14 protein-coding genes are annotated in these 12,792 nt (G+C 71.1%); 7 read left to right on the forward strand and 7 right to left on the reverse strand.

The window, feature by feature from the left end:
* Positions 1 to 10 precede the first annotated feature (10 nt).
* From HUT18_RS06980 to HUT18_RS06990, 3 genes are all read right to left on the reverse strand, one after another.
* Positions 11 to 988, reverse strand: a complete 978-nt coding sequence (locus HUT18_RS06980) for a TolB-like translocation protein (protein ID WP_217710468.1) — start codon at positions 986 to 988, stop codon at positions 11 to 13.
* Between the two features lie 76 nt (positions 989 to 1,064).
* Positions 1,065 to 2,321, reverse strand: coding sequence for an MFS transporter (locus HUT18_RS06985; protein ID WP_176098771.1), 1,257 nt, complete (start codon positions 2,319 to 2,321; stop codon positions 1,065 to 1,067).
* Positions 2,322 to 2,408: 87 nt separating this feature from the next.
* The gene (locus HUT18_RS06990) at positions 2,409 to 3,686 is read right to left on the reverse strand and encodes a metallophosphoesterase (RefSeq protein ID WP_217710469.1); all 1,278 of its coding nucleotides are present in this window, start codon (positions 3,684 to 3,686) and stop codon (positions 2,409 to 2,411) included.
* Between the two features lie 475 nt (positions 3,687 to 4,161).
* Between HUT18_RS06990 and HUT18_RS06995 the strand changes: the two genes are divergently transcribed.
* Together HUT18_RS06995 and HUT18_RS07000 are read left to right on the forward strand one after the other, a co-directional pair.
* Complete coding sequence (locus tag HUT18_RS06995) at positions 4,162 to 5,049, forward strand: XRE family transcriptional regulator (RefSeq protein ID WP_176098774.1); 888 nt, start codon at positions 4,162 to 4,164, stop codon at positions 5,047 to 5,049.
* Positions 5,050 to 5,301: 252 nt separating this feature from the next.
* Positions 5,302 to 5,682 carry a nuclear transport factor 2 family protein gene (locus HUT18_RS07000; RefSeq protein WP_176098776.1) on the forward strand — a complete coding sequence of 127 codons (381 nt, stop codon included), beginning with the start codon at positions 5,302 to 5,304 and terminating at the stop codon, positions 5,680 to 5,682.
* Positions 5,683 to 5,802: 120 nt separating this feature from the next.
* On the opposite strand, the gene HUT18_RS07005 is transcribed toward HUT18_RS07000, so the two are convergent.
* From HUT18_RS07005 to HUT18_RS07020, 4 genes are all read right to left on the reverse strand, one after another.
* Positions 5,803 to 6,189, reverse strand: a complete 387-nt coding sequence (locus HUT18_RS07005) for a VOC family protein (protein WP_176098778.1) — start codon at positions 6,187 to 6,189, stop codon at positions 5,803 to 5,805.
* Positions 6,186 to 6,479 carry a helix-turn-helix transcriptional regulator gene (locus HUT18_RS07010; RefSeq protein ID WP_176098779.1) on the reverse strand — a complete coding sequence of 98 codons (294 nt, stop codon included), beginning with the start codon at positions 6,477 to 6,479 and terminating at the stop codon, positions 6,186 to 6,188. Before HUT18_RS07010 ends, HUT18_RS07005 begins: the two co-directional genes overlap by 4 nt.
* Positions 6,480 to 6,525: 46 nt before the next feature.
* Positions 6,526 to 7,095 carry a DinB family protein gene (locus HUT18_RS07015; protein WP_176098780.1) on the reverse strand — a complete coding sequence of 190 codons (570 nt, stop codon included), beginning with the start codon at positions 7,093 to 7,095 and terminating at the stop codon, positions 6,526 to 6,528.
* 69 nt (positions 7,096 to 7,164) lie between these two features.
* On the reverse strand, positions 7,165 to 7,902 hold the full coding sequence (locus HUT18_RS07020) for an IclR family transcriptional regulator (RefSeq protein ID WP_368661507.1): 738 nt from the start codon (positions 7,900 to 7,902) through the stop codon (positions 7,165 to 7,167).
* A 115-nt stretch (positions 7,903 to 8,017) separates the two neighbouring features.
* On the opposite strand from HUT18_RS07020, the gene HUT18_RS07025 reads away from it, so the two are divergent.
* From HUT18_RS07025 to HUT18_RS07045, 5 genes are all read left to right on the forward strand, one after another.
* The gene (locus tag HUT18_RS07025; RefSeq protein ID WP_176098782.1) at positions 8,018 to 9,202 is read left to right on the forward strand and encodes a cupin domain-containing protein; all 1,185 of its coding nucleotides are present in this window, start codon (positions 8,018 to 8,020) and stop codon (positions 9,200 to 9,202) included.
* Positions 9,203 to 9,243: 41 nt separating this feature from the next.
* Positions 9,244 to 10,116, forward strand: a complete 873-nt coding sequence (locus HUT18_RS07030) for a fumarylacetoacetate hydrolase family protein (RefSeq protein ID WP_176098783.1) — start codon at positions 9,244 to 9,246, stop codon at positions 10,114 to 10,116.
* Positions 10,113 to 10,757, forward strand: coding sequence for a maleylpyruvate isomerase family mycothiol-dependent enzyme (locus HUT18_RS07035; RefSeq protein WP_176098784.1), 645 nt, complete (start codon positions 10,113 to 10,115; stop codon positions 10,755 to 10,757). The genes HUT18_RS07030 and HUT18_RS07035 overlap by 4 nt, the downstream gene beginning before the upstream one ends.
* Positions 10,758 to 10,813: 56 nt before the next feature.
* Positions 10,814 to 12,115 carry an FAD-dependent oxidoreductase gene (locus HUT18_RS07040; protein WP_176104335.1) on the forward strand — a complete coding sequence of 434 codons (1,302 nt, stop codon included), beginning with the start codon at positions 10,814 to 10,816 and terminating at the stop codon, positions 12,113 to 12,115.
* A gap of 183 nt (positions 12,116 to 12,298) precedes the next feature.
* A complete protein-coding gene (locus HUT18_RS07045; protein WP_176098785.1) occupies positions 12,299 to 12,685 on the forward strand; it encodes a hypothetical protein in 387 nt (128 codons plus the stop codon).
* Positions 12,686 to 12,792 lie beyond the last annotated feature (107 nt).

Here is a 12,792-nt window from a genome sequence, read left to right on the forward strand (position 1 = left end):
CCCGCCCGGCTCAACTCCCCTTTTGCTCCTGCCCGTTGGTCAGGGTCGGCGAGGATCCGTCGAGGAGTCGGCGGGGGGCGCCGGAGCCGTCGGCGGGCACCGTGAAGACGGCGGGCGCGCCGTCGTGCGACTTGGCGTAGGCGACGGTGTCGGCGCCGAGCCAGCTCGCCTGGTCGTCGATGTCGGCCCGCTCCGCGAGCGCCGTCTCGGCCATGGTGCGCAGGTCCAGTACGTGCAGGCGCCACGTGCCGCCGGTCTTCTTCTTGTACGCGATGCGGCGCCCGTCGGGCGACAGCGAGGGGCACTCCACGTTCTCGTGCAGCGCGGTCAGGGTCCGTTTCGTGAGGTCGCCGCGGACCAGCCAGGTACGGCTCTTGGAGGCCATGGTGGCGTAGAAGGTGCGGTCGTCGGAGGCGAAGGTGACGCCCCAGAAGTTCAGGTCGGGCTTGTCGTAGGGCTTGCCGTCGACACGGGCCGCGAAGTCCTCCAGGGAGCCGAAGTGCCTGCCGTCGCGCACGTCGTAGATACCGGCCGTGGTGGAGAACTGTCCGGGCACCGCGTACGAGTCGCCGGTACGGAACACCGTCCAGGCCACCAGACGCCCCGACGGTGAGACCCGGGCCCGGCTCGGCTCGCCCCACAGCGGCAGGGTCACCTTCGGTTTCTCGCTCGCGCCGGTGTAGATCCGGGCCTGCGAGGAGAACGGGCCCGGCCGGGCGTGCAGACAGATCAGCGTGGACCCAGCGGCCGCCGCCCGCTGGCAGGCCGGGCCCTTGCCGACCTCCTTGCCCGACCTGGTGACCTGCCGTACGGTGCCGCCGCCCGCGCGGTCCACGTACACCACCGTGCCCGCCCGTTCGAGGTGCAGCGCCTCGGCGCCGTGCGCCGCGTCGACCTCGGTGCGCCGCCACAGCACGTACCCGGTGGTCGTCAGGAGCAGCGCGAGGATGAGCAACGAGCCGATGAGGACCCGGCGTTGGCGGTTCACCGGCTGCTCCCCGCGGTGCGGTTCGGGAACGGCTCCCCGGTGGCGTGGACCGGGTACGGCTCCCCGGCGGTGTGGTTCATGGGGTGCTCCCAGGGGTTCGGGCGAGGGCCGCCGCGGCGAGGACCAGGGCGAGCGTGCCGGCGAAGACGGTGAAGGCGGAGGTCAGGCCCAGGTGGGCGGCGGTGACGCCGAAGGCGAGGGCGCCGCCCGCCCGCGCCAGGGCCTGGCCGGTCTGGACGGCGGCGAGTCCGGTGGCCCGGACGCGTTCCGGCAGCGAGGGTGCGACATGGGCCATCAGGACCCCGTCGGTCGCCGCGTAGAAACCGCCGTGCAGCGCGAGCACGAGCAGGGTGAACGGCCAGGACGACGACGCCGCGACGACCAGTACGTAGGCGCCGAGGAGCAGCAGATGTCCGCAGAGGAACAGCCGCCAGCGGCCGAAGCGGTCCGCCACCCGGCCGAGCGGGATCGCGGCCAGCATGAACACGCCCGCGGTGCCGAGCGGCAGCAGCGGCAGGAAGCGTTCGGACAGGGCCATCCGCTGTTGCAGCGCCACGTAGAAGAACATGTCGCCGACGGTGGCGAGGCCGAGGGCGACGGCGACGAGCAGCACCCGGCGGGTCGCGGAGGTGGACAGCGTGCCCAGGCACTCGCGCAGCCCGCCGAGCCGGGTGCGTACGGCCGTCGCCCCGTCGTTCTGTACGAAGAAGACCAGGGCCACCACGCCGGTGGCGCCGAGGCAGAAGCTCACCAGGAACACGGCGTCGTAGTCGCCGGGCAGCGCCCACATCAGCGCGAAGGCGAGCAGCGGGCCGAGCATCGCGCCGCAGGTGTCGAGCGCGCGGTGCACCCCGAAGGCGCGGCCGAGGTCCGCCGTCGGTGTGGCCGCGGTGATCAGCGCGTCCCGGGGGCCGGTACGGATGCCCTTGCCCGTACGGTCGGCGGCCAGCACGCCGCCGATCCCCGCGGTGGACGCACCGGCCAGCGGAAAGCCGAGCTTGCTCACCGCGGAGAGGCCGTACCCGAAGGCGGCGACGGTCTTGGGGCGGCCGAGCCGGTCCGCGGCATAGCCGCCGCCGAGCCGGAACAGGGCGGTGGCGCCGGTGTACAGGCCGTCCAGGAAGCCGAGTTGGAGGTAGCCGACGCCGAGCCCGTAGACGAGATACATCGGCAGTACGGCGGTGACCATCTCGGCCGAGGCATCGGTGACCAGGGAGACCATGCCGAGCGCGAGCACGGCGCCGGGGACCCGGGAGGGGCCCGCGGCTTCGGTGTCGGGAGCCTTTGGCCCGGTCCGGGCACTGTCGGCCGCCCGGGTGTGCGACAGGTACATGCGTGACGCTCCGAGTGGGGGCTCAGCGGGCCGGGCGGACGTCGTCCACCCGGCCCTTGCTGCGTCGGCGGTCGGGAGATGCCCTGATCAGCCGCGGGCGGCCGAACCGGATCCCTTGGCGTGGCAGGTGCCCTCGACCGAGTCGGTGAAGGTGCGCCCCTCGACCGGCTTGAACTCGAAGCTGTAGCCCTCGGCGGTGAGTTGGAACTGTCCGACGCCGAAGGTGTCGTTCTGGAACTTCTCGGACGGGCCGTCGCTGCCGTTCTCCTCCGAGTACAGCGCGCGCCCTCCGGTGCCGATGACGAACTGCCGCAGCCCGTTCTCGGCGTCCTCGGTGCCGTCGGCCAGGGCCGGGGCGAAGCGCTCGTAGTGGTGGTCGTGGCCGTTGACCACCACATCCGCCTTGTTGTCGGTGAGCGCCGTGTACAGCGCGCTCATGTCGGAGTTGTCGCTGTGCGCGCCGGAGGAGAAGCGGGGGTGGTGCCAGTACGCCATGGTGCACGGCTTGGTGCTGGCGGCCAGGTCCTCGCGCAGCCACTGCTCCTGCTCACTGCCCTCGCCCGAGTCGACGTTGGAGTTCAGGGCCACCATGTGCCAGTCGCCCACGTCGAAGCTGTAGTAGCCGCCCTGGTCCTCACCGGTGGGCACGTCGTGCTTGCCGTAGTACTCGAAGTAGCCCTTGCCGTCGCTGTGGTACTCGTGGTTGCCCGGCGAGGGGCGCACGATCGAGTTGAACTTGCCCCAGTTGGGGTCGTAGTTCTCCTCGAACTCCTCGATGGTGCCGTCCTCGTACGCGTTGTCCCCGGCCGTGATCAGCGCCTGCGGGCCGATCTTGTCCACCACGGCGGCGGTCTGGTCGCAGGCCGTGCCGCAGATGTCGCCCGCGGCGGCCAGGTTCACGGTGTCCTCGGCGAGCGGCCGCTCGCCGGACTGGTAGGCGGTGATCGCGAAGCGGCTCGCCTTGTCCTTCAGGTGCGGGGTCACGGTCACACAGCCGCCCTCGAAGGCACGGGTGTGGAAGGCGCGGCCCTGCCAGTTGCGCGAAGTCAGCGTGTAGCGGCCGCCGTCGGAGCCGGTGAGGGTGAGAGAGTCCTGACCGCGCAGCGTCAGCTTCTCGAAGCCCAGCCGTATCCAGCGGGCGCCGTCCCCGGCACACACCCGCTCCCGCCCGGCCGAGGCCCCGCTCGCGCGGACGTCGAGGCGCGCGGAGTCGGTGCCGGGCGAGGCGATCTGCTGGACCCCGGAGGCGAACACGTCCGGCGTGGCCTCGGACGGCTGCGCGGCCAGCACGTTGGAGGCGACGAGACTGCCGCCGAGCGCGGCTGCGGCGGTGGCGGCGACCGTGATCGAGGTTCTGCGGGACACACGGCGCCGAGAAGACGACCGGGAAGAAGACCGGAACGAGGCAGGCCGGAAGGGGGGCATCGGTGCTCCTCCGAGTGGGGGGTGGGGAGTTCGGGGGAATGCGAGGGGCGGGGTGGAGCGGGGTGGAGCTGGGGGTGAGTGCTGTGGGGCTGCGCCTCGCGGCTGCCGGTAGAGAACTACGTTGCAGGTGGGGGGTAAAGAGTTGGAGGGCGGTGGGCTGGATAACTCTGGATGGTGGAGAGCAACTCTGGATGGCGGGCCGGGGCTGGGCCGGAGCCGGAGCCGCTGGGGCTGCGACGGGGCCGCCGGGGCTGAGGCCGGGCCGACTCCGCCGGAGTGTCGGTCTATGGGCGTCGCCGAGGTGTCGGTCTTTGGGCGTTGCCGAGGTGTCGGTCCTTGGGCGTTGCCGGAGTGTCGATCTTTGGGCGTTCGCACCGCTGCTTGCGAGCGTCGCGGGCGCTAAGCTCCGGCGTTCATGGACTTCCCCACGACCCTGGCCACGGCCGTCGCGCGGTCCGGACACAGTCTCGGCCGACTGTCGGCCGAGCTGCGGCGCAGGGGAACGCCCGTCAGCGCCAGCACGCTGAGCGCCTGGCAGACCGGACTGAGCCGTCCCGAACGCGAAGCCTCCCTCGCCGCCGTGGCCGCTCTCGAAGACCTCCTCGGGCTGCCGCCGCGCACCCTTGTGAACGCCCTGCCCGCCCGTCGCCCCCGGGGCAGGCACGCGGGTTCCGCCGCCGTGGCCGAGGACCGCGTACGGTCCATGTGGCGGGTGTCCGACGCGGTACGGGACGTCCTGGCCCGCCTCGACGCGGACTGGCGTGACCTGAACTCCCCCACCGTGGTGTCCAACCGGACCCAGGCCCATGTGGGAGCCAACGGCCAGGAGCAGCTGTTCCGCGTGACCCGGGTCCTGAAGGCGGGCTCCGCCCCTGCGGAACGCATGATCTATGTGATCCGTTACGGCTGTCTGCCGCAGGTCCCGCTGGTCTCCGAGTCGCACGGCTGCCGCCCCGCGCGCTTCCGCGGCGATGCCACGAACGGAGTGTTCGCCTTCGAGTTCCTGCTCGACCCGCCGCTGGCGGCAGGCGAGTTCGGCCTCGTCGACTTCGTCCTTCAGGACCCCCCGGGCCAAGAGGAACAGCACCACAGCATCCGGGCCATGGACGGCACCCGCGAGATCCTGCTCAGCGTCCACTTCGATCCCGGGTTCACCCCGGCCGGCTGTCACGCCTACTACCAGCCCGAGGCGGGCGCCCCCGCACGCACCATCCGGCAGACGGAGGGCCTGGCGACAGGGCGCACCTTCCAGTACATCGCCTACGACCCCGAGCCGGGGGTGTACGGCATCCGCTGGGACTGAACGGACACGGCGGCGGACCGGGGCCGCGGAGGCTGATCCGGCGGAGCCACGACAGGCGTCAACGCCCTTACGATCAGAGCCACTTCGCCCTCAGCCCGGCAGGACACACAGCCCACCGGGAATGCATCCCGTCCGCATTACGTCGGAGGTAATCGACCCTCGTACGGGCAGGCAGCAGTCTTGTTCCCGTCAGCCGCACACGGGGTGCGGCGGGTCGCAGCGCAACACTTCACGACGTATGAGGAGCCCGCCATGAACCTGACCACCAGCATCCACACCGGCGCGATCGAGCGGTACATCGCGGCCTGGAACACCCGCGACGCCGAGGCCCGCGCGAAGGCGGTCGCGGCGGCCTGGGCGGAGGACGGCACGTACACCGACCCGCTGACCGAGGCCCGCGGCCACGAGCAGCTCGTCGCGGCCATCGGCGCCACTCAGGCGCAGTTCCCCGGTTACGAGTTCAAGGTCACCGGCGAGCCCGACGGGCACCACGACCTGGTCCGCTTCACCTGGGACCTGGTGTCCGTGGCGGACGGCTCCTCGCCCGCCGCCGGATTCGACGTGATCACCCTGGCCGAGGACGGACGCATCACCTCGGTGGCGGGATTCTTCGACCGGCTGCCCGGCGCCTGAGCCGAGGCCGGGGCAACCCTCACAGCGGCGCTACGCCGAGGCGCGAGCCGCTCGGTCGAGGGCTCGGACGACCCAACTCCTGCCCGACGGGCAGGAGTTGGGGATCCGCCGTGGGAGTGGCTAGTGGGTCTGGGCGATCTGGATGAGGTTGCCGCAGGTGTCGTCGAGCACCGCGGTGGTAACCGGCCCCATCTCGGTCGGCTCCTGGGTGAACTCCACGCCGAGCGCGCGCAGGCGGGCGTACTCCGCGTGCACGTCGTCGACGGCGAACGAGGTGAACGGGATGCCGTCCTGGACCAGGGCGTCCTTGTACGGCCGCACCGCCGGGTGGACGTCCGGCTCCAGCACCAGCTCGGTGCCCTCGGGCGCCTCGGGCGAGACCACGGTCAGCCACCGGAACTCACCCATCGGAACCTCCTCCTTCTTCACGAACCCCAGCACCTCCGTGTAGAAGCGCAGGGCCTTGTCCTGGTCGTCGACGCAGACGCTCGACAGATTGATCCTCATAGGTCGCTCTCCGGTGTCTCGGGCTTGAGCCACCGGGAAACGATCTGCTCAAGCGGTTCTGTGGTGAGGTCATGGAACTTGTACCGGCCCTGGCGCCGACTCCGGAGCAGACCCGCGGCTTCCAGTACGGCCAGGTGCTGGCTGATCGCCTGACGGGACGATGCCAGCCCGTGCCTGGTGGTGAGCCGCGCGCATATCTCGAACAGCGTCTGACCGTTGCGCTCGGTCAGCTCGTCGAGAATCTTCCTGCGGGTGGGGTCGGCCAGGGCCTTGAAGAGGTCGTCCGACACGACCCCACCATAGGCAAGTGTGGGCTTGCCTATCAAGTCGGGGGCGTTACTGCCCCACCCGCCCGTCCACACACTCACGCAACAGATCCGCATGCCCGCAGTGCCGGGCGTACTCCTCGATCCGGTGCACCATGAACTCGCGCACCGCGATGTTCTGCCTGCCCACACGGGCGCCCAGGTCCGCGTGCACGGCCACGGCGGCGTCGGTGGCGGCCTGTTCGCGGGCCAGGGTGGCGTAGGCGTCGTCGACCACGGACTGGTCGGCGACGGCCCCGTGGAAGTCGCCGTCGTCGGCGTCGTAGAGCCCGGGCAGCGGCTCGCCGTCGGTGATCCAGTTCTGCCAGTCGCGCTCCACCTCGGCGAGGTGGCGCAGCAGGCCGAGCAGCGACATGGTCGACGGCGGGACCGAACGGCGGGCGAGCTGCTCCGGGTCCAGGCCCTCGCACTTCATCCGCAGGGTCGTGCGGTAGCCGGAGAGGAAGTCGAGCAGGGTGGCGAGCTCGCCCTCCGGGCCGTCCCCGTCGCTCTCGCGGGGGTCGTCGTCGGGGTCCACCCACATGTCGGGGTAGGTGGTCGCGCTGCTCCATCGTGCGGGTTGTTCACTCATGAGGGACATCGTCGGCTGTGGGCGGGCCGGATCGCCAGTGCGTTTCGTCCGGCTGCCCGCCCGCCCCTCCCGGACGCGTCAGGCGGCCTCCGCGGCGAGCGCGGCGGAGATCGCCCCGGTGGTGGCGGTCAGCGCGGCGACGATCTCCGTCAGCCGTCGCGGCAGGTAGCGCAGGCTCGGCATCGCCACGGAGACGGCGGCGACCGTACGGGCGTCGGGGTCCCGCACGCCGCGCCCGATGGCGACGACGCCGCGCTCGGAGCGTTCCAGGTTGAGGGCCACCCCGCTGCTTCGGACGGCGTGCAGTTCGCCGCGCAGCCTGTCCAGGTCGGGGCCTTCCTCGGTGGCGTCCGGGCCGGGGTCGTAGAGCGCCGCCAGCTCCTCGTCGGTGAGCTCCGCCAGCATGACCAGGCCGCCGGTCACCTCGTGCGCGGGGAACACCATGCCCTCGCGGCTGCCCACCCTGAGCGCCCGGGAGCACTCGACGGAGGCGATGAACCGTACGGTCCGGCCGGTGCGGATGATGAGGTTGGCGGTCTCGTCGAGGGTGTCGACCAGGGCGCGCAGCGGTTCGAGGGCGGCGGTGCGCAGGGCGCCGACGTTCGACTGGGCCTTGTCGGCGATGTTCAGGACCGGGCCCGCGCCGTAACTGCGGTCCTGGTGCTGCACGGCGAAGTCCCGGTAGACGAGTGTGGAGAGCAGCCGATGGGCGCTGGAGCGGGCCACGCCGAGCCGCCGGGCCGCCTCGGAGACCGTGAGGGGTCCTTCGACCTGGAGGATGACCGCCAGCTGGAGGGCGTGGTCCACGCTCGTCACACCGTAAGTCGGCGGATTCTTCATCGACTTGACCACCGTGGCCGCCTCTCGGGCAGGTGTTCTGCTGAGCAGAATCTACTGTTCCAGGAGCGGCCGGGCGACGCACGGTCTGTGCATGACCGAACAGGGCAACGCCGTCTCCCCCGTCCGGCTGACCGCCGAGGACGGACCCGACCAGCCGCCGGTGACCCCCGAACTCCAGGACCTCTACCGGGGTTTCGAGAAGGCACTGCTCGTACCGCTGTGGACCCGCATCGGCGATCTGATGCCACCGCATCCCAAGTCGCGTGCACAGCCCCATCGTTGGGAGTGGCAGGAGCTGCTCGACCTGGCCGGGCGTGCCGGTGATCTGGTGCCGGTCGGCCGTGGCGGCGAGCGGCGGGCGATCGCGCTGGCCAACCCGGGCCTGGACGGCAGGCCGTACGCCACCCCCACGCTCTGGGCCGCCATCCAGTACCTGATGCCCGGCGAGAACGCGCCCGAGCACCGGCACACCCAGAACGCCTTCCGGTTCGTCGTCGAGGGCGAGGGGGTGTGGACCGTGGTGGAGCGCGACCCGGTGCCCATGCGGCGCGGTGACTTCCTGCCGCAGGCCGGTCTGCACTGGCACGCCCACCACAACTCCGCCGACCGGCCGATGGCCTGGATCGACGGCCTGGACATCCCCTTCCAGTACGGCATCGAGGCGCAGTTCTTCGACTTCGGCCGCGACGAGCTGTCCGAGCAGGAACTCACGACGCCCGATCGCTCGCGCTCGGAACGGCTCTGGGGCCACCCCGGCCTGGCACCGGTCTCCCAGCTCGGCACCCGGCAGGGCACCCCGCTGCTGCGCTACCGCTGGGAGGATACCGACGCCGCCCTGGCCGACCAGCTGGAACTCGAACGCGACGGCCGCCCCGGCACCGTGGAGCCCGGCCACGCGCTGGTGCGCTACACCAACCCCACCACCGCGCAGGACGTACTGCCCACCATCCGGGCGCAGTTCCACCGTGTGCGCAGCGGTGCCGAGACCGCGCCGCTGCGCGAGACGGGCTCGTCGGTGTACCAGGTGTTCGACGGCTCCGGCCGCGTGACCGTGGGCGAGAGCTCCTGGTCGGTCACCCGGGGCGACCTCTTCGTCGTCCCGTCCTGGACGCCCCTGTCGATCCGCTCGCAGGCCTCCGGCTCCGACTCCGACTCCGGCGCGCTCGATCTGTTCCAGTTCAGCGACGCGCCCCTGTTCGACAAGCTCAACCTCTTCCGCGCGCATACCGAGAACCTCACCAACGGCAACGCCCGCACTCAGAACTCCCCTTCCTAGACCGCTCATTTCGCGAACAACCCCGCCGAGGAGACGCACGCGTGAAGCTCGCCACCATCCGGGTCGAAGGCCGTACCACCGCCGTCCGTGTCGAGGGGGACGGGCTCGTCGACCTCGGGCTGCCCGACCTGGGTGCCGTCCTCGCCTCGCCCGACGGGCTGCGGACGGCCAGGACGGCCGACGGCCCGCGCCATTCGCTCGCCGAGGCGGACTTCGCCCCGCTCGTGCCGCGCCCCGGCAAAATCGTCTGCGTCGGCCTCAACTACCAGCGCCACATCAAGGAGATGGGCCGCGAGCTGCCCGAACACCCCACGCTCTTCTGCAAGTTCGCCGACAGTCTGATCGGTGCGCAGGACGCCATCCAACGGCCCGTGGAGACCGAGCAGTTCGACTGGGAGGCCGAACTCGCCGTGGTCATCGGCACACAGGTCAGGCGTGCGGACGAGGCCGCGGCCGAGGCCGCCATCGCGGGTTTCACCGTCCTCAACGACATCACCTGCCGCGACTGGCAGTTCCGCACCCGTGAGTGGCTCCAGGGCAAGACCTGGGACTCCACCACGCCGCTCGGCCCGTACCTCGTCACCACCGACGAGGTCGGCGGCCCGCGCCCCGCGCTCGGCATCCGCTGCAAGGTCAACGGCCAGGTCATGCAGCAGGACAGCACCGGCGACCTGCTCTTCGACCCGGTCGACCTGGTCCGCTACATCTCCACGACGGTCCGGCTCAACCCCGGCGACATCATCGCCACCGGCACCCCCGGCGGCGTCGGCCACGCCCGCAAACCGCAGGTCTTCCTGGAGGCGGGCGACACGGTGGTCACCGAGATCGAGGGCGTGGGCCGCCTGGAGAACCGTGTGGTGGCGGACAGCAGCGTGATCGCGGGCAACGGCACCGCGCCGGAGGGCACGCGATGAGGACCCGGCAGGACTCGCTGGCCTGGGCCGCCGAGGGCACCTCGCTGGTACGCAAGGCCCTCGCGGGCCTCGACGCGCAGGCGTACGAGGCGCCGACCCCGCTGCCCGGCTGGACCCGCAAGCACCTCGTGGCCCATCTGGCCGCGAACGCCGAGGCGCTCGGCAACCTCGTGCACTGGGCGCGCACCGGCGAGCGCACGCCCATGTACCGCTCGCCGGAGCAGCGCGCGGCGGACATCGAGTCGGGCGCCACCCTGTCCGCGGACCGCCTCGCCTCCTGGTTCGAGGAATCGGCGCAGCAACTGGCCGATGCCATGGGCGAGTTGACCGAGCAGCAGTGGCAGGCCGAGGTGGTCACCGCGCAGGGCCGCACCGTTTTGGCGAGCGAAACCCCGTGGATCCGCAGCAGGGAGGTCATGGTGCACGCCGTCGACCTCGGCACCGCCGTCACCTTCGCCGACCTCCCCGCCCCCTTCCTCGCGGCACTGAGCGCCGACATCCGCGCCAAGCGCGGCAGCGACCAGGTCCCCGCGGTGCAGGGCGACCCCGCCGAGGTCGCGGCCTATCTGGCGGGCCGCCCCTACACGGGCGTGACGACGGCCGACGGCGTACCGGCCGAGCCCTTGTCGGCGTGGCTCTGACGGATCGGGAGACCAGCACCATGAGCACCGACAGGGAGAAGGACATGGGCAGCGACATGGGGGGCGGCGTGAGCCCAACCGGCCCGCAGCGTCCCCACGTCCTGGTGATCGGCGGCGGAATCGGCGGCCTCTCCGCCGCGCTGGCGCTGGCCCGCAAGGGCTTGCGGGTACGGCTCTACGAACGGTCCTCCGAGTTCGGCGAGGTGGGCGCGGGCCTCCAGATCGCACCGAACTGCACCCGGATCCTGGACGCGTACGGCCTCCTGGACGAGGCGGTCGCGCTCGGCGTCCTGCCCGAGCACATGATCATGAAGGACGCGCTCGACGCCACCGAGCTGACCCGCCTGGACCTGTCCCACCTCGAACGCCGCTACGGCTTCCCGTACATCGTGATCCACCGCAGCGACCTGCACGGCATCTTCCTCGGCGCCTGCACGCGAGCGGGCGTCGAACTGGTCACGGACGCGCACTGCGTGGCGTACGAGAACGTCCCCGGCGGCGCGCGGGTCACCTTCGCCGACGGCCGGACCGACGAGGCCGAGGCCGTCATCGCCGCCGACGGCCTGCGCTCGGTCGCCCGGGAGCTGCTGGTCCGGGACGAGCCGGTGAATTCCGCGTACGTCGCCTACCGCGGCGCGGTGCCCTTCGACCGGGTACGCGCCAACGACGTCCACGAGAAGGACGTCGTGGTCTACATCGGCCCGCGCTGCCACTTCGTCCAATATCCGTTGCGCGGCGGAGAGATGTTCAACCAGGTCGCCGTCTTCGCCTCGCCGAAGGCACTGGCCGGCCAGGAGGACTGGGGCACCCCCGACGAACTCGACGACGCCTTCGAGGGCACCTGCTCCCCCATCCAGAAGGGCCTCCCCCTCATGTGGCGGGACCGCTGGTGGCGCATGTTCGACCGCGACCCGATCACCCACTGGGTCAACGGCCGCATCGCCCTCCTCGGCGACGCCGCCCACCCGCCGCTGCAGTACATGGCCCAGGGCGCGGTCATGGCCATCGAGGACGGCTGGGTCCTCGCCGAACACGTGGGAGCCCAACTGGCCGGACCCAGCGCCAAGTTGTCGGGCTCAGGCGACCCGTCCGGCATCGACTGGGACAAGGCCCTCGCCGCCTACGAGGCCGTACGCCCGGAGCACTGCCGCCGCGTGGTCCTCACCGCCCGCAAGTGGGGCGACCTCTGGCACCTGGACGGCCTGAGGCGCCTGCAACGCAACGCGCTGTTCCGGGCCCGGGACACGTACGACTACGCGTTCGTCGACTGGATCTACGGGCCTACGGCGCTGCTGCCGGAGGAGGAGCCCGAGATGTATCCGACGGTGGCGCTGGAGTCGGTGTCGGTGGAGGTGTGAGGTCGGGGTCGGGTCCGGGCCCGGCCCCGTGACCGTAGCCATGTCCACACCTGCGCCCGCGCCCCCGCCCGCGTCCGTACAAGTCCCCTGAGTGCGCTGCCGGTTGACCCGTTGCCCCAAAACGGCATGTACCGACAGCCTTCGGCGCTACGGTGATCACGCCATCACTCAGGGGAGGTAGTCGTGGACAGGGAGCAACGACTGAAGTACTTCGAGGAAGTACACAGCGAACGGGACCGACTGCTGCATCTGCGGGAACAGTCCACCCAGTTGACGATCGAAGCGATGCGGGCGAACTCACGGGTGGACACCCCGGATCTGATCCCGTACATGAACCTCGCCCACCTCATCGCGGTCAAGCGCGCGGAGGGCGACGACGCACTGATCGCTTTCGCCCTCTCCCTCGCGAACTGGGCGACGGCCGCACTCACCGACCTGGCCCGGCACACCGGCCGCACCTGCGAGCAGGTCATCGATCTGTACGAGACACAGCTCATGGAGAGGCGGGTGGCCGAGGGACCGGATGTGGTGGAGGAGGACGAGCCGCCCTTCTCCGGGGCCGGGGACTGAGAGGAACGAGAAAGAGACACATAACCGAAAGATACGAAATATGCCCTGTGGGTACCTATAGTCACAGGGTGATTACCTTTGGCCGCATCAGGTTTGTCCCGGTGCAC

This window comes from Streptomyces sp. NA04227 (assembly GCF_013364195.1).
GTDB lineage: Bacteria > Actinomycetota > Actinomycetes > Streptomycetales > Streptomycetaceae > Streptomyces.